Source organism: Halomonas elongata DSM 2581 (assembly GCF_000196875.2).
GTDB lineage: Bacteria > Pseudomonadota > Gammaproteobacteria > Pseudomonadales > Halomonadaceae > Halomonas > Halomonas elongata.
Window position 1 is genome coordinate 3,310,191 of sequence record NC_014532.2, and the last position, 26,092, is coordinate 3,336,282.

Annotated in this window: 28 protein-coding genes; 7 read left to right on the top strand and 21 right to left on the bottom strand. The window is 66.1% G+C overall.

Going from position 1 to position 26,092, the window contains the following annotated elements; translation table 11 throughout:
• Positions 1–266 precede the first annotated feature (266 nt).
• From HELO_RS15405 to radC, 10 genes are all read right to left on the bottom strand, one after another.
• Entirely contained in the window at positions 267–1,946 is a 1,680-nt protein-coding gene (locus tag HELO_RS15405; RefSeq protein ID WP_013333573.1) for an NAD-dependent malic enzyme, read from the bottom strand.
• 117 nt (positions 1,947–2,063) lie between these two features.
• Positions 2,064–3,089: a tryptophan--tRNA ligase gene (trpS, locus tag HELO_RS15410; protein WP_041602188.1), complete on the bottom strand. Its 1,026-nt coding sequence runs from the start codon at positions 3,087–3,089 to the stop codon at positions 2,064–2,066.
• A 291-nt stretch (positions 3,090–3,380) separates the two neighbouring features.
• Positions 3,381–4,496, bottom strand: coding sequence for an alanine dehydrogenase (gene ald, locus HELO_RS15415; protein WP_013333575.1), 1,116 nt, complete (start codon positions 4,494–4,496; stop codon positions 3,381–3,383).
• Positions 4,497–4,671: 175 nt separating this feature from the next.
• A complete protein-coding gene (locus tag HELO_RS15420; RefSeq protein WP_013333576.1) occupies positions 4,672–5,106 on the bottom strand; it encodes an acyl-CoA thioesterase in 435 nt (144 codons plus the stop codon).
• A gap of 53 nt (positions 5,107–5,159) precedes the next feature.
• Positions 5,160–5,477 carry a putative signal transducing protein gene (locus HELO_RS15425; protein WP_013333577.1) on the bottom strand — a complete coding sequence of 106 codons (318 nt, stop codon included), beginning with the start codon at positions 5,475–5,477 and terminating at the stop codon, positions 5,160–5,162.
• Positions 5,478–5,553: 76 nt separating this feature from the next.
• Positions 5,554–6,750 carry a class I SAM-dependent rRNA methyltransferase gene (locus tag HELO_RS15430; protein ID WP_013333578.1) on the bottom strand — a complete coding sequence of 399 codons (1,197 nt, stop codon included), beginning with the start codon at positions 6,748–6,750 and terminating at the stop codon, positions 5,554–5,556.
• A gap of 52 nt (positions 6,751–6,802) precedes the next feature.
• Positions 6,803–7,627, bottom strand: coding sequence for a bifunctional DNA-formamidopyrimidine glycosylase/DNA-(apurinic or apyrimidinic site) lyase (mutM, locus tag HELO_RS15435; RefSeq protein ID WP_041602189.1), 825 nt, complete (start codon positions 7,625–7,627; stop codon positions 6,803–6,805).
• 168 nt (positions 7,628–7,795) lie between these two features.
• Positions 7,796–7,951: a 50S ribosomal protein L33 gene (gene rpmG, locus HELO_RS15440; protein WP_013333580.1), complete on the bottom strand. Its 156-nt coding sequence runs from the start codon at positions 7,949–7,951 to the stop codon at positions 7,796–7,798.
• A 36-nt stretch (positions 7,952–7,987) separates the two neighbouring features.
• Positions 7,988–8,224, bottom strand: coding sequence for a 50S ribosomal protein L28 (gene rpmB, locus HELO_RS15445; RefSeq protein ID WP_013333581.1), 237 nt, complete (start codon positions 8,222–8,224; stop codon positions 7,988–7,990).
• Positions 8,225–8,373: 149 nt separating this feature from the next.
• Positions 8,374–9,048: a RadC family protein gene (gene radC, locus HELO_RS15450; protein ID WP_013333582.1), complete on the bottom strand. Its 675-nt coding sequence runs from the start codon at positions 9,046–9,048 to the stop codon at positions 8,374–8,376.
• Positions 9,049–9,219: 171 nt separating this feature from the next.
• Here radC and coaBC point away from each other — a divergent pair, with 171 nt between their 5' ends.
• From coaBC to slmA, 5 genes are all read left to right on the top strand, one after another.
• Positions 9,220–10,443, top strand: a complete 1,224-nt coding sequence (gene coaBC / locus HELO_RS15455; RefSeq protein ID WP_013333583.1) for a bifunctional phosphopantothenoylcysteine decarboxylase/phosphopantothenate--cysteine ligase CoaBC — start codon at positions 9,220–9,222, stop codon at positions 10,441–10,443.
• Between the two features lie 24 nt (positions 10,444–10,467).
• Complete coding sequence (dut, locus tag HELO_RS15460) at positions 10,468–10,935, top strand: dUTP diphosphatase (protein WP_013333584.1); 468 nt, start codon at positions 10,468–10,470, stop codon at positions 10,933–10,935.
• Positions 10,936–10,997: 62 nt separating this feature from the next.
• On the top strand, positions 10,998–12,395 hold the full coding sequence (locus tag HELO_RS15465) for a phosphomannomutase/phosphoglucomutase (RefSeq protein WP_013333585.1): 1,398 nt from the start codon (positions 10,998–11,000) through the stop codon (positions 12,393–12,395).
• Positions 12,396–12,423: 28 nt separating this feature from the next.
• A complete protein-coding gene (argB, locus tag HELO_RS15470; protein WP_013333586.1) occupies positions 12,424–13,341 on the top strand; it encodes an acetylglutamate kinase in 918 nt (305 codons plus the stop codon).
• A gap of 33 nt (positions 13,342–13,374) precedes the next feature.
• On the top strand, positions 13,375–13,986 hold the full coding sequence (gene slmA, locus HELO_RS15475; protein WP_013333587.1) for a nucleoid occlusion factor SlmA: 612 nt from the start codon (positions 13,375–13,377) through the stop codon (positions 13,984–13,986).
• 106 nt (positions 13,987–14,092) lie between these two features.
• Here slmA and rpoH read toward each other — a convergent pair whose 3' ends face one another.
• The 4 genes from rpoH to ftsY form a co-directional block, all read right to left on the bottom strand.
• The gene (gene rpoH, locus HELO_RS15480; protein ID WP_013333588.1) at positions 14,093–14,959 is read right to left on the bottom strand and encodes an RNA polymerase sigma factor RpoH; all 867 of its coding nucleotides are present in this window, start codon (positions 14,957–14,959) and stop codon (positions 14,093–14,095) included.
• 128 nt (positions 14,960–15,087) lie between these two features.
• Entirely contained in the window at positions 15,088–16,065 is a 978-nt protein-coding gene (gene ftsX, locus HELO_RS15485; protein ID WP_013333589.1) for a permease-like cell division protein FtsX, read from the bottom strand.
• Positions 16,062–16,730: a cell division ATP-binding protein FtsE gene (gene ftsE / locus HELO_RS15490; RefSeq protein ID WP_013333590.1), complete on the bottom strand. Its 669-nt coding sequence runs from the start codon at positions 16,728–16,730 to the stop codon at positions 16,062–16,064. The genes ftsX and ftsE overlap by 4 nt, the downstream gene beginning before the upstream one ends.
• On the bottom strand, positions 16,727–18,094 hold the full coding sequence (gene ftsY, locus HELO_RS15495) for a signal recognition particle-docking protein FtsY (RefSeq protein WP_013333591.1): 1,368 nt from the start codon (positions 18,092–18,094) through the stop codon (positions 16,727–16,729). The genes ftsE and ftsY overlap by 4 nt, the downstream gene beginning before the upstream one ends.
• Before the next feature lie 91 nt (positions 18,095–18,185).
• On the opposite strand from ftsY, the gene rsmD reads away from it, so the two are divergent.
• Together rsmD and HELO_RS15505 are read left to right on the top strand one after the other, a co-directional pair.
• Positions 18,186–18,839, top strand: a complete 654-nt coding sequence (gene rsmD, locus HELO_RS15500) for a 16S rRNA (guanine(966)-N(2))-methyltransferase RsmD (RefSeq protein WP_013333592.1) — start codon at positions 18,186–18,188, stop codon at positions 18,837–18,839.
• 86 nt (positions 18,840–18,925) lie between these two features.
• Complete coding sequence (locus tag HELO_RS15505; RefSeq protein WP_013333593.1) at positions 18,926–19,156, top strand: cell division protein ZapB; 231 nt, start codon at positions 18,926–18,928, stop codon at positions 19,154–19,156.
• A gap of 8 nt (positions 19,157–19,164) precedes the next feature.
• Here HELO_RS15505 and rimI read toward each other — a convergent pair whose 3' ends face one another.
• From rimI to prfB, 7 genes are all read right to left on the bottom strand, one after another.
• Positions 19,165–19,629, bottom strand: a complete 465-nt coding sequence (gene rimI, locus HELO_RS15510; RefSeq protein WP_013333594.1) for a ribosomal protein S18-alanine N-acetyltransferase — start codon at positions 19,627–19,629, stop codon at positions 19,165–19,167.
• A complete protein-coding gene (locus tag HELO_RS15515; protein ID WP_013333595.1) occupies positions 19,622–20,455 on the bottom strand; it encodes a hypothetical protein in 834 nt (277 codons plus the stop codon). The genes rimI and HELO_RS15515 overlap by 8 nt, the downstream gene beginning before the upstream one ends.
• Positions 20,452–20,763, bottom strand: a complete 312-nt coding sequence (locus tag HELO_RS15520) for a BolA family protein (RefSeq protein WP_013333596.1) — start codon at positions 20,761–20,763, stop codon at positions 20,452–20,454. Before HELO_RS15520 ends, HELO_RS15515 begins: the two co-directional genes overlap by 4 nt.
• 28 nt (positions 20,764–20,791) lie before the next feature.
• Positions 20,792–22,204, bottom strand: coding sequence for an MFS transporter (locus tag HELO_RS15525; protein WP_013333597.1), 1,413 nt, complete (start codon positions 22,202–22,204; stop codon positions 20,792–20,794).
• Positions 22,205–22,701: 497 nt separating this feature from the next.
• Complete coding sequence (locus HELO_RS15530; RefSeq protein ID WP_041602190.1) at positions 22,702–23,088, bottom strand: hypothetical protein; 387 nt, start codon at positions 23,086–23,088, stop codon at positions 22,702–22,704.
• A 156-nt stretch (positions 23,089–23,244) separates the two neighbouring features.
• Positions 23,245–24,798 carry a lysine--tRNA ligase gene (gene lysS, locus HELO_RS15535; protein WP_013333599.1) on the bottom strand — a complete coding sequence of 518 codons (1,554 nt, stop codon included), beginning with the start codon at positions 24,796–24,798 and terminating at the stop codon, positions 23,245–23,247.
• Between the two features lie 99 nt (positions 24,799–24,897).
• Positions 24,898–25,996, bottom strand: a protein-coding gene (gene prfB / locus HELO_RS15540; RefSeq protein ID WP_095522731.1) for a peptide chain release factor 2 whose coding sequence is annotated in 2 segments (ribosomal slippage) — positions 24,898–25,920 and positions 25,922–25,996 — 1,098 coding nt in all. Because the reading frame shifts where the segments join, the coding sequence is not laid out codon by codon here.
• Positions 25,997–26,092 lie beyond the last annotated feature (96 nt).

Sequence of the window (26,092 nt, forward strand, 5' to 3'; positions counted from 1 at the left end):
GCCCCCGCCGGTATGAACCGGCGGGGGCTTCTTGTTGGAGCGGACTGCGACTTACCCTCGGCCCCGATACAGGCATGCCTGCACGTTAACCGCCCGTAGCCCATGATTCGCTTCATGGGGAAAGGCGGCATGCACTGGCGAACACCGCGTACAAATTCGCCAGGAGCGAACTTGAACCGCCTCTTAGACGGGGCTCAAGGGTAGTCGCCAAGGATGGCGACGATAAATCAGCGATTCACACGCGCAGACATTCAAGCAGTGTTTCCTCAGAATGACCGGCGCCGATAATCCCGATACTCCGGATACCAGAAGTGACGCTCGATGGCGGCACGAATCTCTTGCTCGTCGCTCTTCAGCGCGACGTCCTCTCGCTGTGCCTCCAGCGCCACCTCGAAGGCGATCGCCTTGGACAGCTCCCGAATCTTCGACAACGCCGGCAACACCGCGCCCTCGCCCGTCTTGGCCACCGGCGCCTCGGCCGCCAGCGCACGGGAGGCCGCCATCAGCATGCCGTCGGTGACCCGGCGAGCGCCCGCCGCCACCACGCCAAGCCCGATGCCCGGGAAGATATAGGCGTTATTGCACTGGGCGATGGGATACTGGCGACCCTGGTGTTCCACCGGCGCAAAGGGGCTGCCGGTGGCCACCATGGCCTCGCCATCGGTCCAGCGGATCACATCCTCCGGCAGTGCCTCGGCACGCGAGGTCGGGTTGGACAGCGGCATCACCAGCGGTGAGGGGCAGCCGGCGTGCATGGTGCGGATCACCTCCTCGGTGAACAGGCCCTGCTGGCCGCACACGCCGAGCAGTACCGTCGGGCGCACCTGCTTGACCACCTCGAGCAGCGACTGCCCGTCCCAGTCGTCGACCAGCGAGGGCTCTTGGGCCAGCCTACGCTGGAAGTCGCGCAGCCACTCCTGATCCGACGTGACGAGCCCCTCACGATCGACCATGAAGACACGTGCCCGTGCCTCTTCCTCCGACAGGCCCTCGGCCTGCATGGCCACCACGACCTGTTCGGCGATGCCGCAACCGGCGGAGCCTGCACCGACGAAGACCACGCGCTGATCGGCCACGTCCTCGCCTCGCGCCTTGCACGCCGCCATCAGGGTGCCCACGCAGACCGCGGCGGTGCCCTGGATGTCGTCGTTGAAGCAGCACAGCTTGTCGCGATAGCGCTCGAGCAGCGGCATGGCATTGGCCTGGGCGAAGTCCTCGAACTGCAGCAACACCTGGGGCCAGCGGCGCTTCACCGCGGCAATGAACTCCGCCATGAAGGCATCGTATTCTTCCTGGGAGACACGCGGATGCCGCCAGCCCATGTACATCGGGTCATCGAGCAGGGCCTGGTTGTTGGTACCCACATCGAGCGTGATCGGCAGCGTATAGGCCGGGCTGATACCGCCGCAGGCGGTGTACAGGGACAGCTTGCCGATGGGAATTCCCATGCCGCCGATGCCCTGGTCGCCCAGCCCCAGGATGCGCTCGCCGTCGGTGACCACGATCACCTTGACCCTGTCCTTGGTGGCACTGCGCAGGATGTCGTCCATGCGATCCCGGTCGGGATAGGAAATGAACAGCCCGCGGTGATTGCGATAGATGTTGGAAAACTCTTCGCAGGCCTGTCCGACCGTCGGGGTGTAGATGATCGGCAGCATCTCCTCGAGATGCTCGGAGACCAGGCGAAAGTAGAGCGTCTCGTTGTCGTCCTGAATGGCTCGCAGGTAGATGTGCCGGTCCAGGTCGTTCTGGCACTGGCGATACTGGCGATAGGCCCGCTCCACCTGCTCTTCGATGGTCTCGACGTTCTGCGGCAGCAGACCGATCAGGTTGAACTCGAGGCGTTCCTCGCGGGTGAAGGCACTCCCCTTGTTGAGCAGCGGCATCTCGAGCAAGGGGGGCCCGGCATAGGGGATATAGAGGGGGCGCTTGGCTTCTCTGGTCATCGGTTCGTCTCTACTGTCTCTGGGATCCGGGCCGTGACGCTCTGTGGCGACTTGGCCGCTACTCTACCACGTCGATACGCCGACCATGGAGGCCGGCGCATCGCGCAGGGTGCAGAATCAGACGAAGCGCCCCAGCCCCACCGCCTGGCGCAGCCGATCCATGAAAGGCGCGGCCTCGGCACGGGCGCGATCGGCCCCCTGGCGCAGCACCTCCTCGATATGGGCAGGATCCTCCAGCAGCGCCTGATAGCGCTCCCTCGGCTCGCGCAGCTGCTCGTTGAGGTACTCGAAGACCCGGTTCTTGGCCTCGCCCCAGCCGATCCCGTTCTCATACTCGGTGCGCATCTCGGCCGCCTCCTCCTGACTGGCGAAGGCCGAGTAGATCTGGAACAGCGTGCAGCTATCCGGATCCTTGGGTTCACCGGGCTCCAGCGAGTTGGTCTTGATCTTGCGCACCAGCTTGAGCAGCTTCTTCTCGGAGACTAACAGCGGGATGGTGTTGTCGTAGCTCTTGGACATCTTGCGTCCATCAAGCCCGCCCAGGACCTCGACCCGCTCGTCGACCACCGCATCGGGCAGGGTGAAGTACTGGCCCTTGAAGAGGTGGTTGAAACGGCCGGCCATGTCGCGCGCCATCTCGATGTGCTGGATCTGGTCGCGCCCCACCGGCACGCGCTGGGCGTTGAACATCAGGATGTCGGCGGCCATCAGCACCGGATAGCTGAACAGCCCCATGGTCACCCCCTTGTCCGGGTCCGGGTTGCCGGCCGTCTCGTTGTCGGCCACGGCCGCCTTGTAGGCATGGGCGCGATTCATCAGACCCTTGGCGCAGACGCAGGAGAGCATCCAGGTCAGTTCGGGAATCTCGGGAATGTCCGACTGCCGGTAGAAGATGGCGTTGTCGGTATCCAGCCCCAGGGCCAGCCAGGTGGCGGCGATCTCCAGGCGCGACTGCTGGACCCGCTTGGGATCCTGGCTCTTGATCAGGGCATGCAGATCGGCGAGGAAATAGTAGGACTGGACGCTCGGGTCCTGACTCGCTGCGATGGCCGGCTTGATGGCGCCGACATAGTTGCCCAGGTGGGGAGTGCCGGTGGTGGTGATGCCCGTGAGCACACGGGTCTTGTCGGATGCTGCAGTCATGAAAGCGGGACTCTGCTGACTCTGGAATGCCCGCCATGGTAACGCGAGGCCCCGATCAAGGCGACCTGCCGGGAACAAGTCGCAGGGCGAGTGCCACTGGATCTGACGAGGGGCGCCGGGGACAAGCCGAAGAGGAGGTCCGACGCCAGGGAAGGCGTCGGTAGCGTACATGGAGGTATTCACAGCGCCTCCTCGCAGGCTTGTCGACGGATCAGCCCCGAGCGATACCGCTACCCGAGCGATACCGCTCTCCACGAAGCCCTGGCCTTTCGTCGACAAGTCGGTCCCGCCTCAGCCGATCAAGCTGGCGGCTTCCACATACTCCAGCCCGAAGGCTTCGGCCACGGCACGGTAGGTGAGCTTGCCGTCGTGGACATTGAGCCCCGCGGCGAAGTGGTCGTCGTCGGCCAGCGCCTTCTGCCAGCCCTTGTCCGCCAGAGCCACGACGAACGGCAGGGTGGCGTTGGTCAGCGCCTGGGTGGAGGTCCGGGCCACTGCGCCGGGCATGTTGGCCACGCAGTAGTGCACCACGCCATCCACCACATAGGTCGGTTCGGCATGGGTGGTGGGCTTGCTGGTCTCGAAGCAGCCGCCCTGGTCGATGGCCACGTCCACCAGCACGCTGCCGGGCTTCATGTCGGACAGCATGTCGCGCGTGATCAGCTTGGGCGCCGCGGCTCCCGGCACCAGCACGGCACCGATGATCAGATCCGACTCGCGGACCGCCTCTTCGAGCGCATCGGCAGTGGAGAACACCGTCTTCATGCGGCCCTGATAACGATCGTCCAGGGTCTCGAGGCGCGGAATGGACTTGTCCAGAACCGTCACCTCGGCGCCCAGCCCCAGTGCCATGCGAGCGGCATTCTCGCCGACCACGCCACCGCCGATGACCGTGACCCTGGCCGGTGCCACGCCCGGCACCCCAGGCAACAGGATACCGGCTCCGCCCTGGGCCTTCTCGAGGCTGTGCGCGCCGGCCTGGACGGCCATGCGGCCGGCCACGGTGCTCATCGGCGCCAGCAGCGGCAGGCCACCCTCGGGAGCGGTGATGGTCTCGTAGGCAATGCAGGTGGCACCGCTGTCGAGCAGCCCCTTGGTCAGCGACTCCTCGGCCGCCAGATGCAGATAGGTGAACAGCGTCTGCCCGGCAGACAGCCTGGCGACTTCCTCGGCCTGGGGCTCCTTGACCTTGAGGATCAGTTCGGCGTCATCCCACAGCTTGGCCACATCGGCTTCCAGGCGAGCGCCGGCCGCTTCGAAGTCGGCGTCGCTGAAGCCCGCGCCCTCGCCAGCGGCGGCCTGGACGATGACGTCATGACCACGCCCGACCAGTTCACGGGCCCCGCTGGGGGTCAGGGCAACGCGATATTCATGGTTCTTGATTTCCTTCGGCACGGCGATCTTCATGGGATTCCTCCGATGCATGAACGGTGAATGACGGCGGATTCACCTCATTACAGCACAACAGTGCATACACGCAGAGATCACGGAAGAAAAACAAAAAATATTCGGAAAACAAGCCACCGACATCGAAAATACGACTGTCAAAAGAAAAGCAAACAGAAAGTCTTCCGCCCGCCGATCACTCGCTGATCAAGGCTGCCCCGTAGCAATGCCGGAATTCGTCCGGCAGGCGTCGGGGACGGCCACTGGACAGTTCGATGCAGGCGAAGCGCGTGCGTGCGCGCAACAACGTCCGGCCGTCCTCGCGTTGCCTGAGCTGGAAGCGGCGCGTGAGCGTCAGGCGATCGTCGCAATCGACGATCCAGGTGGCCAGTTGCAACCTGTCGCCTTCGAAGGCCGGCGCCAGGTAATCGAGTTCGTGACGATGAACGGCCATGGCGCGATCCAGCTCGCGGTAACGCGCCAGGCTGAGCCCCAGATGCTCCGAATGGCGCCAACTGATGCGTTCCACCCAGCGCAGGTACTCGGCGTTGTTGGCGTGACCATAATCGTCGATGCTCGACGGCTCGACCTCGAGGTCGATGATGAAGGGTTCGGGCAGATCCCAGGACATGACGGCATGCTCCCTGTCGCTTGACGGATTCGAGATCCAGGCTGGCGGCGACATTATGGCCGATCGCGACCACAGTTCCAGCAGCGGTCGAAGACGCCTTCGAGCGCTTCGCCACAGCCGGGGCAGACCCAGTCGGGACGCGCCTCGCCCTTCTCGGTCTCGCGAATCAGCGCCTCGGCCCGCGCCCGATTGTGCGGCGCCACCCAAACCTCGGGCTCGCACTCCGCAGGCGGCAGTTCCCCCGAAGCGCCGCCCAGCGTCATGTTGCGGCGCTCCACCGGAATGCCGGCCGACTCGAGCAGGTTGGCCACATGGCTGACCAGCAGTGGATTCGAGTGCGCGAAGACGCGAACGAAGTCGAAATCCTTCACGACGCGACCTTCCTCATGATGATCGATCCTCGGCACAGCCAGAAAAGGCGACGAGCCCAGATGCTTTATACAAGGCCTAGTCGCGGAAGACCCGCACCCCCAGCGCCTTAAGATAAGACGTCTCGGGAATCGCGGGGTGCACCGGATGGTCCGGCCCCTGGTGCCCCTGGAAGATCACCTGGCCATGGCGGTCCTGGTGACGGGCTGCGCCGCGCACCACGTCCGTGAGCCGGTCCATGCCCAGGTGCATGGAACAGGAGGCCGAGACCAGCAGGCCATCACGCCCCAGCAGGCGCATCGCTTCCCGATTGAGTCGGCCATAGGCGCGCTCGCCGGCGGCCATGTCCTTGCGCTTCTTGATGAAGGCCGGCGGATCGAGGATCACCACGTCGAATCGCTCGTCGTCGGCCTTGAGGGCGGCCAGCGCCTCGAAGGCATCCCCCTCGCCCACCGCGACGCGCTCCTGGAGCCCGTTCAGCTCGGCGTTCTCGGCCACGCCCTGCAGCGCCCGCTCGCTGGCATCGACGCACAGCACCTCGCTGGCGCCGTGGGCGGCCGCCTGTACGCCCCAGCCGCCGACATAGCTGAACAGGTCCAGCACCCGCTTGCCGGCCACCAGCCCGTTGAGCCAGGACCGGTTGGCGCGATGATCGAAGAACCAGCCGGTCTTCTGGCCGTCCATCACCGGCGCGATGAAACGCACGCCGTTCTCTTCCAGTTCGACGCTCTCGGGCGGTTCGTCGCCGAGCACCTCGACGCCTCCCTCGAGTCCTTCCATACGGCGTCCGCTGGTGTCATGACGCAGCACCACCACCCGCGGCGACAGCACCTTGTCCAGGGCATCGAGCAACGGCTCGCGTACCGCTTCCATGCCGGCGGTATTGAGCTGCACCACCAGGACATCATCGAAACGGTCGATCACCAGCCCCGGCAGCAGGTCGCCTTCGCCATGCACCAGGCGATAGAACGGCTTGGCGAACAGGCGCTGGCGCAGGGACAGCGCCTGGTTGAGGCGATGCACCAGCAGCGAACGGTCGAGGACGGTACCGGCATCGCGGGACACCAGGCGCGCGCAGATCAGCGAATGGGCGTTGACATAGGCCACGCCCATGGCCTTGCCGTTCGCCGCTTCCACCACCGCCTGCTCGCCTGGCGCGAAGTCCTTGAGCGGCGTAGCAGCGATATCGATCTCGTTGGAATACAGCCAGAGATGACCGGCTTTCAGTCGACGGTCGGCGTTCTTCTTGAGGCGCAGGGAGCGTAGGGCGGTCATCGGGAATCTCGTGATTGGAAATGGGTATTGGGCGAAGCGGGCAGCACCCGGATCAGCGCTGGCAGGCGGCACAGAAGACACTGGCACGCTGCCCCAGGGTCACCAGGCGCAGCTCGGCACCGCAGCGCCGGCAGGGTTCGCCATCGCGGCCATAGACATTGAGCCGCTGGGCGAAATACCCCGGCTCGCCGGTGCCACTGACGAAGTCGCGCAGCGTCGTGCCTCCCTGGGTGATGGCCGCGGCCAGCACCTCGCGGATGGCCTCGGCCAGGCGCGTATAGCGCTCGCGCGAGATGCGCCCCGCCTCGCGGCGCGGATCGATGCCGGCCAGGAACAGGGCCTCGGCGGCGTAGATGTTGCCGACACCGACCACCACGGCGTTGTCCATCAGGAAAGGCTTGACCGCCAGCCGTCGCTTGCGGGACATCGCATAGAGCCGCTCGCCATCGAAGGCCTCCGAGAGCGGCTCCGGCCCCAGTTTCGCCAGCCGACGGTCCCGCGCGACATCGCCATCCAGCCAATCGATGAAGCCGAAGCGACGCGGATCGTGATAGCGCAGGATAGCCCCGTCGTCGAGCACCAGGTCGACATGATCGTGCTTCTTGGGCAGCTCGCCCAGCCGTGCGATGCGCAGGCTGCCGGACATGCCCAGGTGGCACAGCAGGGTTCCGCCCCGCTCGCCGACCACCGGCATCAGCAGGTACTTGGCGCGACGATCCAGCCGGCCCAGATGCGCGCCCACCAGACGGTCGGCGAGATCCTCGGGCACCGGGTGGCGCAGGCGCGACTGGCGCACGATCACCTCGCGGATCTCGCGCGCCTCGACATGCGGGGCGATGCCGCGTCGGGTGGTTTCGACCTCGGGAAGCTCGGGCATGGCGGGATATCCAGCAGCGGGACGACATACGCAAGAACCCGACCATCGGGCCGGGTTCGGGCGGACAGGCTCTAACCTGCGGAAGGAAGCCATCGAGCGACCCGGCGCGCTTTCGCGGGCGGGGCCGACGGCCAGGATGCCGAGCGCGTCAGCGCACCGGCATCGCGATCACTTGATCTTGGCTTCCTTGTAGATGACGCGCTTGCGGGCCACCGGATCGAACTTCTTCATTTCGAGCTTGTCCGGAGTGTTCCGCTTGTTCTTGTCGGTGGTGTAGAAGTGGCCGGTACCGGCGCTGGACACCATTCTGATCTTGTCACGCATGACTCTTCTCCCTCATGGATCGGGCGCTGGAGTGTCTTAAACAGTCTCGCCGCGCTTGCGGATATCGCTGAGCACCGCGTCGATACCCTTCTTGTCGATGATGCGCATGCCCTTGGTGGAAACGCGCAGCTTGACGAAGCGCTTCTCGGCTTCCACCCAGAAGCGATGGGTGTGCAGGTTCGGCACAAAACGACGCGGGGTCTTGCGCTGAGAGTGGGATACGTTGTGACCAGTCACCGGGCGCTTGCCGGTAACCTGACATACTTTGGACATGAGAGCCTCCAACCGCTTGGCCAGGGTATTAACCTGAGTGTTCAAAACCTGTCGGGCAAACCGGGACGACCCGTGTCATTTGACCCAAGGGAATTCAAAGGCTGCACTTTATACCAGAGTTGGCCGGGCCAGACAAGCGAGAGACGAGATTATAACAGGCCACGCTCGGCAAATGACACCACTTCTCCATCTCCCACCACAAAGTGATCCAGCACCCGGACCTCGAACAACTCCAGCGCCTGCCTGAGCCGCTCGGTGATGCGCCGGTCGGCGTCGCTCGGCTCGGCCACTCCGGAAGGATGATTGTGCGCGAAGATCAGCGCCCCCGCCCCCAGCTCCAGGGCACGACGCGCCACTTCGCGGGGATAGACCGAGGCGCTGTCCAGCGTGCCCCGGAACAGCGACTCGTAACGGATCACCCGGTGCTGGCTGTCGAGGAACAGCGCGGCGAACTCCTCATGCCCGAGGTGGCGCAGTCGCGACGTCAGGTAGTCGCGGACCAGCCCCGGCGAGGTCAAGGCCGCCTCGCGATCCAGCCGACTGGCCAGGTGGCGTCGCGCCAGTTCCAGCACTGCCTGTAGTTGAACGTACTTGGCCTGCCCCAGCCCGCGCCCGGCGCAGAAGGCCCGTTCATCGGCCTCCAGCAGGGGGCGCAGGCCACCGAAGGCCGTCAGCGTGTCCCTCGCCAGGTCCACGGCGGAGCGTCCCGGCACCCCGACGCGCAAAAAGATCGCCAACAACTCGGCATCGGAAAGCGCCTCCGAGCCCAGCGCCAAGAGTTTTTCCCGGGGGCGCTCGCCCTCCGGCCAGTCGCGAATCGACATCCTTGCCTCCCGTACATGTCCAGTACCCTGGTCATGCACGCCGCCCCTGCCCCTTCTCGGCATCCCTTCGCCATCCAGTGTAGTCGCCGTGCCTCGTCCGCGCGGGGCCGGCTACGCAAGCCACACCGCGAGTGGTAAGGTAGACGACCGGATTCACGCTTGGACACCGCCATGTCTGCATTGCCCGGAAAACGCATCCTGCTCGGGATCGGCGCCGGTATCGCCGCCTACAAGAGCGCGCACCTGGCTCGCCTGCTCAAGCAGGCGGGCTTCGAGGTTCGCGTGGTCATGACCGAAGGCGCCCAGGCCTTCATTGCGCCCCTGACGCTCCAGGCCCTGACCGGCGAAGCGGTGCGTACCTCGCTGCTCGATCCCGAGGCCGAGGCCGGCATGGGCCACATCGAACTGGCCCGCTGGGCCGATCGCATCCTGATCGCCCCCGCCACGGCCGATCTGATGGCACGCCTGGCCCATGGTCAGGCGGACGACCTGCTCACCACCCTGTGTCTGGCCAGCCGCGCCGAAAAGTTCATGGCACCGGCCATGAACCAGGCCATGTGGAGTAACCCCGCCACTGCGCGCAACGCCCACCGGCTCGCCGAAGACGGCTGGCAGCTGCTCGGCCCCGACAGCGGCGATCAGGCCTGTGGCGACGTGGGGCCGGGCCGCATGCTCGAGCCCGAGGACATCTTCGCCGCCCTGGCCGGGACGGCCGAGCGGCCCGCCGAAGGGCTGAAGGTGGTGATCACCGCCGGGCCGACCCGCGAGCCCCTCGATCCGGTGCGCTACCTCTCCAACCACAGCTCCGGCAAGATGGGCTACGCCCTGGCCGCCGCCGCCGTGGCCCTGGGCGCCGAGGTGCACCTGATCAGCGGCCCGGTAGCCCTGGCCACGCCGTACGGCGTGACCCGGCACGACGTGGAAAGCGCCAACGACATGTTGGCGGCCGCCGAACGTCTCGCCGATGACTGCGACCTCTTCATCGGCTGCGCCGCCGTGGCCGACTACCGCGCCGAAGCCCCGGCCGAGCACAAGCTCAAGAAGCGCGATGACGAAGACGCCATGACCCTGCGCCTGGTCAAGAATCCCGATATCATTGCCCGCATCGCCGCCCGGGACGACCGCCCCTTCGTCATCGGCTTCGCCGCCGAGACCCGCGACCTCGAGCGTTACGGCCGCGACAAGCTGACGCGCAAGCAGCTCGACATGGTGGTGGCCAACGACGTTTCCCAGGATGGGCTCGGCTTCGGCGCCGACGACAACGCCGCCGTGCTGCTCTGGAAAGACGGCGACGCCATCGACCGCGACGCCCAGCCCCCGCAACCCAAGTCACGACTGGCCGAGGCCGTCCTGAAGCGGGCACTGAGCCGCCTGAACACCACTCACCACGCCTGACACCCCGATTCCGGAAGACACCCGATGCCGACTTTTCCCGACCGCCCCCGCCTCGCCGTCAAGCTGCTCGACGAGCGCATGCGCGACTATATGCCCCATTACGCCACCGCCGGTTCGGCGGGCATGGACCTGCGAGCCCTGCTCGACGCCCCCCTGACCCTCGAACCCGGCGACTGCGAACTGGTGCGCACCGGACTCGCCATCCACATTGCCGACCCGGGCCTGGCCGGCATGGTCCTGCCCCGCTCGGGGCTCGGCCACAAGCACGGCATCGTGCTCGGCAACCTGGTGGGCCTGATCGACTCCGACTACCAGGGAGAGTTGATGGTCTCGGTCTGGAACCGGGGCGACACCTCTTTCACCCTGGAGCCCTTCGAGCGCCTGGCCCAGTATGTTCTGGTACCCGTGGTGCAGGCCGATCTCGAGGTCGTCGACGACTTCGACGCCAGTGCCCGGGGCATGGGCGGCTTCGGCAGTTCCGGCCGTCACTGACCCGGCTATCACTACTGGCCCGACAGCGCCATTGACTTCATTCACGATCAAGGACCGATGACATGACGACAGACAAGGCCCATATCGCCCCCGCCTCCATCTTCCGCGCCTACGACATTCGCGGCGTGGTCGACGACACCCTCACCGAGCCCGGTGTCGAAGGCATCGGCCGGGCGATCGGCAGTGCCGCCAGGGCGAAGGGCGAATCCCGCGTGATCGTCGCCCGCGACGGCCGCCTCTCCGGCCCTCGCATGCTCGCGGCGCTGACCCGCGGCCTGACCGCCTCGGGCTGTGACGTGATCGATATCGGCATGGTGCCCACCCCGGTGCTCTACTTCGCCACCCACGTGGTGGAAGGCACCACCTCCGGCGTGATGGTCACCGGTAGCCACAATCCGCCCGACTACAACGGCTTCAAGATCGTGCTCGGTGGCGAGACGCTGTCCGGCGAGACCATCACCGACCTGCACCGCCGCCTGGAAGAAGGCGACCTGACCGAAGGCCAGGGCCAGGTGAGCGAGCAGGACCTGCGCGAGGCCTATCTGGAACGCATCCTCGGCGATGTCGTCCTGACGCGGCCGATCAAGGCCGTGGTGGACTGCGGCAACGGCGTGGCCGGTGAACTCGGTCCGAAGCTCGTCGAGCGCCTCGGCGCCGAGACCATCCCGCTCTATGCCGAGATCGACGGCACCTTCCCCAACCACCACCCGGACCCCGGCAAGCCGGAAAACCTCAAGGACCTGATCGCCGAGGTCCAGGCTCGCGGCGCCGACATCGGCCTGGCCTTCGACGGCGACGGCGACCGGCTGGGCGTGGTCACCCCCTCGGGCAAGATGATCTACCCCGATCACCTGATGATGGCCCTCTCCGAGGACATGCTGGAGCGCAACCCCGGTGCCAGGGTGATCTTCGACGTCAAGTGCACCGGCAACCTGGCCCGGGTGATCGAGGAAGCCGGCGGCACGCCGGAGATGTGGCGTACCGGCCATTCGCTGATCAAGGCACGCATGAAGGAAACCGGCGCCCAGCTCGCCGGCGAGATGAGCGGTCACATTTTCTTCAAGGAGCGCTGGTTCGGCTTCGACGACGGCCTCTACGCCGCCGCCCGCCTGCTGGAAGTGCTGTCGCGCCAGTCCCTCGACACCGACGCCTTCTTCGCGCGCTATCCCCAGGATATCGGCACCCCCGAGATCAACGTCACGGTCACCGACGAGACCAAGTTCGACCTGGTCGAGCGCCTGGCCCGGGAAGGCGATTTCGGTGACGAAGGCGTCAAGACCACCCTGGACGGCATTCGCGTCGACTACCCCGACGGCTGGGGACTGTGCCGCGCCTCCAACACCACGCCGGTGCTGGTGCTGCGCTTCGAGGGCAAGAGCGAGGAGGCGCTGCAGCGCATTCGCAGCCGTTTCGCCGCGGCCCTCGAGCAGGTCGACCCGACGCTCGAGATCACGCTCTGACGCTTCCCCGACACGACACGGACCCGACATGACCGAACAGACTCGCGACCCGCGCCAGGTAGTGGAAGTACTCTCCGAGGCACTTCCCTACATCCAGCGCTTCTCCGGCAAGACCGTGGTGGTCAAGTACGGCGGCAACGCCATGACCGAAGACCCGCTGATCGACTCCTTCGCCCGCGACATGGTCCTGATGAAGGAAGTCGGCATCAATCCGGTGGTCGTTCATGGCGGCGGCCCGCAGATCGGCGAACTGCTCGAGAAGCTCAACATCGAGTCGCGCTTCGTCAACGGCATGCGCGTCACCGACGCCGAGACCATGGACGTCGTCGAGATGGTGCTCGGCGGGCTGGTCAACAAGGGCATCGTCAACCTGATCAACCAGTGCGGCGGCAAGGCCATCGGCCTGACCGGCAAGGACGGCGCCCAGATTCGCGCCCGCCAGCTGAAGGTCGAGCACCAGAGCCCGGAAATGACCGCCCCGGAGATCATCGACATCGGGCATGTGGGCGAGGTGGAACACATCTCCACCGATCTCATCGAGATGCTCGCCAGCCGCGATTTCATTCCGGTGATCGCCCCGATCGGCGTCGATGCCGAAGGCCGCAGTTTCAACATCAACGCCGACCTGGTGGCCGGCAAGGTGGCCGAGGCACTGGACGCCGAGAAACTGATGCTGCTGACCAACGTGGCCGGACTGATGAATGCCGACGGCGAGGTGCTGACCGGCCTCAGTACCGCCCAGGTCGACGCCATGATCGCCGACGGCACCATTCATGGCGGCATGCTGCCGAAGATCCGCTGCGCCCTGGAATCCGTGAAGGGCGGCGTGGCCAGCGCCCATATCATCGATGGCCGGGTGCCTCACGCCACCCTGCTCGAGATCTTCACCAACGCCGGTGTCGGCACCTTGATCACCAATGCCGGAGACGAGCCCCACGACGACTGATCCTTTCCCAACGAGCGATAAGAAAAGCACACCATGACGCAGGAAGCTTCCCCCTCCAGCCGTCGCGACCAGATTCTGCAAGGACTGGCGCTGATGCTGGAGGAAGACAGTGGCAAACGCATTACCATCGCCGCCCTGGCCCGCCAGATCGGCGTTTCGGAAGCGGCTCTCTACCGCCACTTCCCCAGCAAGGCACGCATGTTCGAGGGACTCATCGAGTTCATCGAGCAGACGCTGTTCGAACGCATCGCCCGCATTCTCGAGGAGGTGCCCGAAGCGGTGCCGCGCTGCGGCCAGATCCTCACCCTGTTGCTGGGCTTCGCCGAAAAGAACCCCGGCCTTTCGCGCCTGCTGGGCGGCGATGCCCTGACCGGCGAGACCGCCCGGCTGCGACAGCGCATCCATCAACTGTTCGAACGCCTGGAAACCCAGCTCAAGCAGGTGCTGCGCGAGGCCGAGCTACGCGAAGGACGGCGCCCGGCGATGCCGATTCCCGCCGCCGCCAACATGCTGCTGGCCCACGCCGAGGGGCGCATCTCCCAGTACGTACGCAGCGACTTCAAGCGCCGCCCCACCGAACACTGGGACGACCAGTGGCCAGCGCTCTCCGCCCGCCTGCTGCGCGAGGCGCCGCAGCCCGCCTGACACCTTACGAGAGCCCCGTAACGCAAACGCCCCGGCCAATGGCCAGGGCGTTTTTCCATGCCGCCTGCGACGGCGAGATACCGACTGTCAGGCAATCAGCACACCATCATGCAGCCAAGGTATCGCCGATACTCTGCCGAATCTTCTTCATGGCGTTCTTCTCGAGCTGACGGATGCGCTCGGCGGACACGCCATAGACATCGGCCAGATCATGGAGCGTCGACTTGTCGTCGCTCAACCAGCGACGCTGGAGGATATCGCGGGAACGCTCATCCAGCTCGGACAGGGCCGCCTGCAGGCGCTGGGTGGAGTCTTCCTCCCAGTCGCTGTCCTCGAGCTGCGTGGCCGGATCCTGGGAGGCGTCGTCCAGATAATGGACCGGCGCCTGATAGGCGGATTCCTCGTCCTCGCCGGGCGCGGCATCGAAGCCGGCGTCGTGGGCAGAAAGACGGCCTTCCATCTCGCGCACCACTTCGGGCTTGACGTCGAGATCCTTGGCGATGGCCTCGACCTCGTTGCTGTTCAGCCAGGCCAGGCGCTTCTTGGCGCCGCGCAGGTTGAAGAACAGCTTGCGCTGGGCCTTGGTGGTGGCGACCTTGACGATCCGCCAGTTGCGCAGCACGAACTCGTGGATCTCGGCCTTGATCCAGTGCACGGCGAAGGATACCAGGCGCACGCCCTGATTGGGGTCGAAGCGCTTGACCGCCTTCATCAGGCCGACGTTGCCTTCCTGGATCAAATCGGCCTGGGCCAGGCCGTACCCGGAATAACTCCGCGCAATGTGCACGACGAAACGCAGGTGAGACATCACCAGACGGCGCGCCGCCTCGAGATCGCCCTCGTCGTGCAGGCGGAAGGCCAGCTCACGTTCCTCGTCCACGGTGAGCATGGGAATGCCGTTCACCGCCTGGATGTAACCATTGAGGTCGTGACCCGGTGAAAGGTGGCCCACCGGCAGAAGACTGGTGCTCATTTGCAGGTTGTCTCCCTCGAAACCCAAGTGTGGATCGGTAATCGCTGCTTTTGACGGCAATAGACCGAGTTGGTTCCGGCTCGCAATGAATTTGCCATGATGCTTTCGTGACAGCTTCCCTCATGGCATCAGCGGGGACGGATCTGCGCCAGATGACGACTGACCGCGATCCAGGCTCCCAGCCAGCCAAGTAGTGTACTACAGGCCAGAAGCGTTGCCGAGCCCCCGATCCCCAGGGTCGGCAGCGCGAAACTGGCGCCATAGCTGGCCGCCAGCGCCGAGACCGGCCCGGACAGCCAGTCGCCGCCGAGCGTCAACAGTCCCCAGGCCAGGACACCGCCTCCCAGGCCGTACCAGGCGCCGCTGTACAGGAAGGGGCGCCGCACGAACGGATGCGTGGCACCGATCAGCGTCACCACCTCGATCTCCTGACGGCGGTTCTCCACGGCCAGCCGGATGGTATTGCCCACCACCAGCAGCACGCCCATGCCGAACAGCACGGCCAGCGCCAGGGTGACCCGCTGACCGAGTTCCGCCAGATGGCGCAGGCGTTCCAGCCAGGCCAGGTCGAGCCGCACCTCCTCGACGCCATTCAGCCCCTCGAGCTCATCGGCCAGCCGACGCACGGCCTCCGGCGAAGGATCGACGGGCGAGATCACCACGCTTGCCGGCAGCGGGTTGTCGGGCAGGCGCGCCAGGGCATCCTCGAGCCCCAGTGACTGCTGAAACTCGGCCATGCCCTCGGCGGCGGTGATCAAGCGAGTATCCGCCACGCCCTGCTGGGCCGCCAGCGCTTCCTCGATGCGTCCGGCCTCGCCGTCGTCGACCCGCTCGGCGAGATAAGCCGTCAGGGTGGCACTCTCGTCGAGTTCGGCATCGAGCAGCCGGGCACCGTCCAGGGCCAGCCACAGGCCGGCCGGCAGCACCAGGGCGATCGCGATGGCCAGCATGGTCAGCAGGCTACTCAACGGATGGCGCAGCAGGCGCATCGCGCTGTCCCGGGCCATGGCGCGATGGTGACGTCCCCAGCTGCGCCAGCGCCCACTGGCGCCGGCTCGATAGGCCCGGGCGCCACGCTGGGCCGGCTTTTGTGCCTGACGGCTCATAGGGCCTCCTCGTCGGCCACCAGGCGCCCTTCGTGAAGGCGCAGGGTACGGTGCCGCAGCCGGGCGATCAGCGCCAGGTCGTGACTGGCCACCATCACCGTGGTGCCGATCCGATTGAAGTCCTCGAACAGCGACATGATGTCGGCCGACAGTTGAGGGTCGAGGTTGCCCGTCGGCTCGTCGGCCAGCAGCAGGGCCGGCTTGTTGACCACCGCCCGGGCGATGCCCACCCGTTGCTGCTCGCCGCCCGACAGCTCGATGGGCAGGGCCCGCTCGCGATGCAGCAGCCCGACCTTGTCGAGCGCCGCCCGGACACGGCGCGAGGTCTCCCTGGGCTCCATGCCCTGAATCTCCAGCGGCAGGGCCACGTTGTGGTAGATCGAGCGGTCGAAAAGCAGCTGGTGGTCCTGAAAGACCACGCCGATCTGGCGCCGGTAGAAGGGCACCTGGGTATGATGCAGGCGATCGATGTCATGGCCTGCCACCAGGATGCGCCCCCGACTGGGCCGCTCGAGGCGGATGATCAGGCGCAGCAGGGAACTCTTGCCGGCCCCGGAGTGACCGGTGAGAAAGACCATCTCGCCACGCCCGACCCGGAAGTTGAGATGGGCCAGCGCCTCGAAGCGCCCTCCATAGCGCTTGCCGACGTGTTCGAAGGCGATCATGCCGCGGCATCGTCCCTGTCGAAGAGCGCATCGACGAATTCGCGGGCCGCGAACGGGCGCAGGTCATCCAGCGTCTCGCCCACGCCGATGAAGCGAATCGGCGTGCCGAGCTGCTGCGCCAGGGCGAAGATGATGCCGCCCTTGGCGGTACCGTCGAGCTTGGTCAAGGTGATCCCCGTGACCGGCACCGCCTCGTTGAAGGTCGAAGCCTGGGACAGGGCGTTCTGGCCGGTGCCAGCATCGAGCACCAGCATCACCTCATGAGGCGCGTCGGCATCGAGCTTGCCCATCACCCGCCGTACCTTCTTCAGCTCTTCCATCAGGTGCGACTTGTTGTGCAGGCGTCCGGCGGTGTCGGCAATCAGTACGTCGACGCCGCGCGCACGGGCCGCCGCCAGGGCATCGTAGACCACGGAGGCGCTGTCGGCGCCGGTATGCTGGGCCACCACCGGCACACTGTTGCGCTCCCCCCACACCTTGAGCTGCTCCACGGCAGCGGCGCGGAAGGTATCGCCGGCGGCCAGCATCACGCTGCGCCCCTCGCGCTGGAAGCGCTGGGTCAGCTTGCCGATGGTGGTGGTCTTGCCCACGCCGTTGACGCCGACCACCAGGATGACGAAGGGACCTTCACCCTTGGGCGGCAGCTCCAGGGGCTGGGTGACGCCATCGAGCAGGCTCGCCAGCTCCTCCTGGAGCGCCTTGAACAGCGCCTCCGGATCCTTGAGTTCCTTGCGGGAGACCCGCTCGGTGAGTCGGTCGATGATCTCGGTGGTCGCCTCGATCCCCACATCGGCCATCAGCAGCTGGGTCTCGAGTTCTTCCATCAGATCGTCGTCGATCTGCTTGCGCCCGAGAAACAGCCCGGCCAGGCCGTCGGTCAGATTGGCCCGTGTCTTGCCGAGCCCATCCTTGATGCGAGCGAACCAGCCCTTCTTTTCACCACGGGGCTTTTCCCGAGGTGCCGCGGCGGCCGGCTCGGGCGTCGGTTCCGGTTCAGGCTCGATCTCGGGAGCGGGCTCCGGCTCCACCTCGGGTGTCGGTTCAGGCTCGACCTCGGGAGCGGGCTCCGGCTCCACCTCAGGCGTCGGCTCGGGTTCAACCTCGGGAGCGGGCTCCGGCTCCACCTCGGGCGTCGGCTCGGGCTCGACCTCGGGAACGGGGTCCGGCTCCACCTCGGGCGTCGGCTCGGGCTCGACCTCAGGGGCGGGCTCCGACTCGACCTCGGGGGCGGGCTCGGGTTCGACTTCGGGAGCAGATGCCGCTTCCTCATCGGCGAGCGCCGCTTCGTCGCGCTCGACCTCCTGCTCAGGCGTCTGGGACGCCTGTTCTTCCTGCTTCTTCTTGCGCTTGAAAAAACCGAACATGGGGGGATTCAGCCTCGCGGGTGAACGAATCGTCACATCCTACCATCGCGCACCATGACTGTGGACAAGACGCCCGCTACAATCGGCCCTCATGACTCGACGCCGCTCCCCTTCCCGCCCATCGCGCCACTCCCGCGCCCCCCGTCGCCGAGACGGGAATCGCGGCCGGGGCCAGTTGCGCATCATCGGCGGCGAGTACCGCCGCCGCCTGCTCCCCGTGATCGACCTGCCGGGGCTGCGCCCCACGCCGGACCGTGTCCGGGAGACGCTCTTCAACTGGCTTGGGCCCGGCCTCGCCGGCGCTCGGGTCCTGGACCTCTTCGCCGGCACCGGCGCCCTCGGCCTGGAAGCCCTGTCGCGTGGCGCCCATGACGCCATCCTGGTAGAGCTCGACGCCCGGGCGAGCCGCGCCCTGGAAGACAACCTGGCCACGCTCGGCATTACCCATGCCCGAGTGGTCAATGCCGACGTCATGCGCTTTCTCGACGCCGAACCGACGCCTCATTCGCTGGTCTTCCTCGATCCGCCCTTCCGCCAGGACCTGGCGGCCGCCTGCTGCGCGGCCCTGGAAGGCGGCTGGCTGAGCGACGATGCCAGCATCTACCTGGAGACCGAATCGACCCTCGCCCCGGAAGTGCCGGCCAACTGGATCCTGCATCGGGAAGTCCGCGCGGGCGACAGCACCGGACGACTGTATCGGCGCCGGCCCACGGGTGAGGATTCACCCACCGAAGACGCTTGCTGAGCCCCCTCGGTGGCGTTACGCTGCCGATGGCAGGACGCTTTCGGCGGGCCGGGCCCGACTCAGCAGGACATCATCAGGAGAAACGGATGAGCATCGAACTCTTCAACCAGCTCGAACAGAAAGTCTCCAGCGCCGTCGAGGCCCTGGAGTTGATGAAGATGGAAGCCGAGGAGCTGCGCGAGGAAAACGCCCGCCTCAAGCAGGAACGCGAGGAGTGGGAACGTCGCTTGTCGGCGCTGCTGGGCAAGTTCGACGATGTCGAGACCGAGCAGTCATCGCAGCAAGAGCAGCCGGCGCCCCAGCAGCAGCCAGGCTGAGCCCCGGTTCACGCCCCGCCCAGGTGGCGTGACATCAGCAAGGCGTCCTCCCGCCCGGCGCCGTCCAGCGACGGGTAATAGTCGCGACGGCGCCCATCCTCGGCAAACCCCATGCGCCGGTAGAGCGTGATCGCCGGCGCATTGGCTTCCCTGACCTCCAGCAGCAGCCGCTCGCTCTTCCAGGCTTTCGCCTGGGCGATTACTGCCTCCATCAGCGCCACCGCCAAGCCACGACGACGCGCATGGCTAGCCACCAGGATGGACTGAAGCTCAGCATCGAAAGGCAGACGCGAGAGAATGGCATAGCCGAGCAATTCGCCGTCTTCCTCGAGACCGAACACCACATCGGCTCCATCCGTCAGCGCCGCCTTCAGCCGGGCCGCCGACAAGGGGTAGGTCTGGTACACGCGCTCCAGCTCGACCAGGGCCGCCAGGGCCGAGCGCCCCAGGGGCGCCGGAGAGGGATCAGGCATCGGCTCGACTCTCCTCGTCGCCGACACGCCAGTCGCGCTTCCAGCCCTGCATGCGGGGCCACAGTGCTCGCTTGGCCTCGGCGCCACTCGCCAGTTCCTTCAGGTCGGGGCCCTGCCACACCGGCATCGACAGCAGGCCACTTTGCCCTTCGGCGAGCGCCAGCAAGTCGTTCAGGACAGCGTCGTCACCGAACACCAGCAGCCGCTCCGGCACCCAGCCACGCTGCCGGCGACCGTTGAGGAAGGCCCGCAGCCCTTCCTGCGCTTCTTCCAGAGGCGCCTCGACCGGCAGGCCCTCGAGCTGCGGCCAGCGGAAGGTCTCGAAGCTCGGCGGCCGGGAAGGCACCACACCGGCCGCCCGCAACAGGTTGCCGAGCAGGCGATACTCCACATCACTGGGACCGACATCGCGGGGCAGAACCACCAGCCAGCGCCCATCCAGGCAGGTCACCTGCCAGGTGAAGCGCAACGCCTCGGCGGGCGCCTCGGTCGGTGTGGAAACCGGCGGAGCCGGAGGCGGTGTGGCGGTCGAAGCGGACGCCTCCCCCGGCACCAGATCCCCCAGCAGGGCGCGGGCCCTGCCCTGTCCTGCCGAAGGCCGGGTCGTCGACTCATTCGACGGCGCTGACGTCGATGACGCCTCGGCGGCATCATCCAGCAACGCGTGCAGGCGTTCGCCGGGAGCACGGGAGCCGGCCTCCCCGGCCGGCTCCGGCTCCCACTCGCAAGCCTCGGTCGGCCGAGCGTTGGGCAGGCGATAGCGCGCCACCCAGGCCGTCAGGCCCATGGCCTCCAGATATTGCAGCCGATGCGGCTCGGTGGTCACGAGGCCCCGCCGCCCCGGCAGTTCGGCGAATCAGGACGCGCCTCGCCCCGCGACTGCCATTCTTCCGGGGTGTAGGGGTGCAGCGCCAGGGCGTGCACGGGACCGGCCAGTTCATCGGCCAGCAGGGCGTAGATCTGCTGGTGCCGCTTCACCGGCATCATGCCCTCGAAACGCGACGATACCAGGGTCACCTTGAAGTGGGTCTCGGCGTTCGGCGGCACATTGTGCATATGGCTCTCGTTCTCCACCGTCAGCAAGGTGGGCTCGAGGGCCTGGAGCTTTTCCTCGATGATCGACTGGGTGCTCATGTCGGCTCCCCGATGGTGAATGTCGTCCTCATTGTACGCGTTCGCTGGCGGCACGACGACGTGTTCGCGCTGCCTCGCCAGCCAACGAAACCCGGCCGAAGCTCGCCAGCAAGGCCAGCCCCCCGGCCACCGCGCCACCCCAGAGCGCCGTCTGGACCGGCGCGCCCACCGACAGGCAAGCGCCGACCAGGGCCACGCCCAGGGCTTGTCCCACGGTGCGTGTGGTACTCATCACGCCGGAAGCATTGGCGCTGCGCTCGGCCGGCACGCTGGCCATCAACTCGCGATTGTTGGGCGGTTGAAAAATGCCGAAGCCCAGCCCGCATAGCGCCGTGCGCCACAGGCAGTCGACCACGCCGGCCTCGGCCTCGAGGTCGGCAAGCGCGATCATCCCGGCGATCAGCACCACCAGCCCCAGGCAGGACAACAGGCTGGGATTGACCCTGTCGGCGAGTCGGCCCGCCAGCGGCCCCGCCACCATGATCGCCAGCGGCCAGGGAGTGAACAGCCAGGCCGTCTTCAGGGGCGAAAAGCCCATGCCCTGTTGATAGAGGAACGACAGGGCCACGAAGGCCAGCCCCTGGCCGATGAAGGCGAGCCCCGAGGCCGACACCGCCAGGCTGAAGCGACGCTGGCGAAACAGCGTCAACGGCAACAGCGGATGGGGAGCGCGCCGCTGGCGCCACACGAAGAATCCAGCGACGACCAGGCTCAACGCCAGCCAGCCCAGGGACTGCCAGACGGGCGTCTGATGGCCCACGCCATCCATGGCCAGAAAGAGGGCACCGAGCGCAAGGATCGAGCAGCCGGCTCCCGCCGCGTCGAAGCCTCCACGCCGGCCCGGCTCACGGGGCAGGGCCCGCCAGGCCAGGATCACGGCGACGACGCCGATCGGCACTGGCAGGGCGAAAAGCCAGGGCCAGTCGGCCACGGACAGCACCAGGCCGCCGATCGCCGGCCCCGCGGTATAACCGGTGGCCACCACCAGGGAACTCAACCCCAGGGCGCTGCCCAGCAGCCGCGATGGAAAGATGGTGCGATACAGCGACGGTCCGATCGACAGGGTCGCCGCGGCACCCAAGCCTTGCAGGGCGCGAAACGCCAGCAGGGTGTTCAGATCGCGGGACAGCGCGCTGCCCGCCGCCGACACGGCGAACAGCGCCAGCCCCGCAACATAGAGACGACGACGCCCGACCACCTCGCTCAGCCCGGAGAACACCAGCAGAAAGGCAGCGCAGGTCACCTGGAAGATATTGGTGACCCAGACGGCGCTGGCCGACGCCACCTCGAGATCCGCGGCGATGGAAGGCAACGCCAGATTGATCATGGTGGCGTCCACCACCGCCATGGTGGTGCCGAAGATCAACGCCAGCACGGCCAGCCGGCGCTCGGGGCCGGGCAGACCATCATCACCCTCTCGGGTCGCGAAGAGTCGACTCATGAACCAGGATCCATTCCACGGAAAAACCGGCGCCGGGCCGGTTTCACCTTTCAAGAGCGAGTGACAGGGATATCACGCATCAAGGCACGGAGCTTGGGCGCACCTTGAACTTCCTTCAAAACCAATCGAAGGGGAGCGGCGCTTTCCCGGCGCCCCTCATCAGACTCAATGGTACCCGCCCTATCACCGGCGGGACCGGCACCCTACATACAAGCCCGCTGGTCTTGTACGAAAAGTCAGTGAGAGCAGACTCTTCTCGTCAAGAACTCAGCACCTTGGAAACACTGGATAAATCACCTAACCGTGCGAAAAGTCAGCGAAAACAGACTCTTCTCGCCAAGAATTCAGCACCTTGGAAACGCTGTATAAATCGCCGAGCGTAGTGAAGCGCAAGGCGCCCGGAGCACAGAAAGCGAGACATAACGATTAGTTAGGCGAGCTTTCGAGCACCGGGCAACGAAGCGATTTGCACGCGCAGGCATTTAAGCAGCGTTTCCTCAGTCTTGGTCGGTCTCCAGCAGCATACTGTCATCCACCTCAGCAACCTCCAGGGCCGCCTCATCATCGAGGTCGATGGCCAGATAGCTGTGCTCGATGCACAGGAAGCGCTGGAAGAGCGCCCAGTCCAGCGTCTCGGGCCATTGGCGCTCGTCCTCTTCCCAGGCGCGCAGCTCGGTCTCGAGGATCTCGAGATAACGTTCGCGCACGAAGGCCTCGAGATTTTCGGGCGTGTCCATCTCTGGAATCAGGTAGACGGTACTTTCCCGTTCGACGTCCTCCAGGGCCAGGTCGTCGTCGCCCACGGTGGGCTCCAGGGCGTTGATCCAGTCGACGAAATGCTGGGTCGGCCTGACACTCAGGGCGGAGCGGTTGAGCAGTTTCATCACGGTCTCCTCGACGTCGAAACGCTGACCATTATGGGCGCCAGGGGCGCCCCTTACCAACATTTCCCGACCGGTCACTCGCATGAGGGCCAAAATGGCCGCCTGCGAAACGATCGAAAGGCGGCGAGCCCGGTCCAGGCCAGGCGCGCAGCGTCTTCAGTCCGCGGAAGGCCGCATGGCCGGGAACAACAGCACATCACGGATCGAGGCGCTGTCGGTGAGCAGCATCACCAGGCGGTCGATGCCGATGCCCTCGCCCGCCGTGGGCGGAAGGCCGTACTCCAGGGCGCGCACGTAGTCGGCATCGTAGTACATGGCCTCCTGGTCGCCGGCGTCCTTCTCCGCGGCCTGGGCGGCGAAGCGCTCGGCCTGGTCCTCGGCATCATTGAGCTCGGAGAAACCATTGGCCAGTTCGCGACCGCCGACGAAGAACTCGAAGCGCTCGGTGACGAAGGGATCGGTATCCTTGCGGCGCGCCAGCGGGCTGACCTCGGTGGGATAGTCGATGATGAAGGTCGGCTGCTGGAGACGATGCTCGACGGTCTTCTCGAAGATCTCGATCTGGACCTTGCCGAGCCCCCAGCCATCCTTGACGTCGATATCCAGGCGCTCGGCGATCTGCCGCGCCGCGGCCTCGTCGGCCAGTGCCTCGGCGGTGATATCCGGGTTGTAGGCCAGGATGGCGTCGAACACGCTGAGGCGCTCGAACGGCTTGCCGAAGTCGTACTCGAAGGTTTCGAGCACTTCGCCCTCGCTGTCACGCACGGTGCTGACCACGGTGGTATCGCCCAGCACTTCACGGGTCACGGTACGCAGCATGGCCTCGGTGAAGTCCATGAGATCCTGATAATCCGCGTAGGCCTGGTAGTACTCGACCATGGTGAACTCAGGGTTGTGACGCGTGGACAGCCCCTCGTTGCGGAAATTGCGGTTGATCTCGAAGACCTTCTCGAAGCCTCCCACCACCAGGCGCTTGAGGTAGAGCTCCGGGGCGATGCGCAGGTACATGTCGATGTCCAGCGCATTGTGATGGGTGATGAAGGGCCGGGCCGTCGCGCCGCCGGGAATCGGCTGCAGCATCGGCGTCTCGACTTCCATGAAGCCGTGATCCTCGAAGAAGCGACGCATGGCGCTGATCACGCCGGCGCGCGTCTCGAAGACCCGACGCGAGTCGGGGTTCATGATCAGGTCGACGTAGCGCTGACGATAGCGGGCTTCCATGTCGGTCAGGCCATGGAACTTGTCGGGCAGCGGCCGCAGGCTCTTGGTCAGCAGGCGCGCCTCTTCCATCATCACATAGAGATCGCCCTTGCCCGACTTGTGCACCGGGCCGCGGCCGGCCACGATGTCGCCGATGTCCCAGCCCTTGATGTCCTCGAGGGTCTCGGCGGGCAGCCCCTTCTTGTCGACGTAGAGCTGGATCTGGCCGGAGGCGTCCTGGATGACGATGAAGGGCCCGCGCTTGCGCAGGATCCGCCCCGCCACGGCGGCCGGCCGCCCTAGCGACTCGAGCTCGGCCTTGTCCTTGTCGCCCAGTTCGGCGGCCAGTTCGGCGGCGAGGCTGTCGCGGCGGAAGTCATTGGGGAAGGCGCTGCCACCGCTGGCGGCGGCCTGCTCACGGCGCGCGGCCAGCTTGGCCCGTCGTTCCGCGATCAGGTGATTCTCGTCCTGGGTCCCCGCAGGGGCTTGCGAATTGTCCTGGTGGGCCATATTGCTACCTGTAAGAATGGGCTTCGGGCTGTCTCTAGCTCCCTGGCTCTCGAGTTGCGAGCCGTGCGTATCCCGCCGCTCGCAACTCGTGGCCCGCTGCTATAAACCCTGTTTCAAGCTGGCTTCGATGAACTGGTCCAGATCTCCGTCCAGCACCTTCTCGCAACTGCTCGACTGAACGCCGGTGCGCAGATCCTTGATGCGCTGGTCGTCCAGCACATAGGAACGGATCTGGCTGCCCCAACCGATGTCTGCCTTGGAGTCTTCGGCGGCCTGCTTGGCGGCGTTGCGCTTGTCCATCTCGTGTTCCCACAGCTTCGCCCGGAGTTGTTTCATGGCGAAGTCGCGGTTGGCGTGCTGGCTGCGCTGGCTCTGGCAGGCCACCACGATGCCGGTCGGCTCGTGGGTGATCCGTACCGCCGAGTCGGTGGTGTTGACGTGCTGACCGCCGGCGCCGCTGGAACGATAGGTATCGACGCGCAAATCCGACGGGTTGATCTCGACCTCGAAGCTGTCGTCGACTTCCGGCGACAGGAAGACCGAGGCGAAAGAAGTATGCCGACGGCCACCGGAGTCGAAGGGGCTCTTGCGCACCAGCCGGTGCACGCCGGTCTCGGTGCGCAGCCAGCCGAAGGCGTATTCGCCCTGGATATGCACCGTGGCCGACTTGATCCCCGCCACCTCGCCGGCGGACAGCTCGATGAGATCGGCCTTGAAGCCATGGTGCTCGGCCCAGCGCAGGTACATGCGCAGCAGCATGTTGGCCCAGTCCTGGGCCTCGGTGCCGCCCGAGCCTGCCTGGATGTCCAGATAGGCGTTGTTGGGGTCCATCTCGCCGGCAAACATGCGCCGGAACTCGAGCTTCTCGAGATCGGCCCGGAGGCTTTCCAGCTCGCGGCTCACCTCGTCGACGGTGTCCGCGTCCTCCTCCATCTCGGCCAGTTCGAGCAGGTCGCGGTTGTCGTTCAGGCCGCGCTCCAGGGTATCGATGGTGTCGACCACCATCTCCAGGGTCGCCCGTTCCTTGCCCAGCTTCTGGGCGTAATCCGGGTCATTCCAGACCTCTGGATCCTCGAGCTCGCGGGTGACTTCCTCTAGCCGTTCTTTCTTCTCGGCATAGTCAAAGATACCCCCTCAGGACATCTGTCCGCTCAGACAGGTCCTTGATGAGGTGGTTGATGGGATTGACTTCCTGCATGGCGTTCGCCTGATTGCGCAAAGAAATGTCCGCCGGACGAAGCCCGGCGGCAGGGAAAGAGGAGCATTGTAGCCAAATGCCCTCACAGCGTCATCC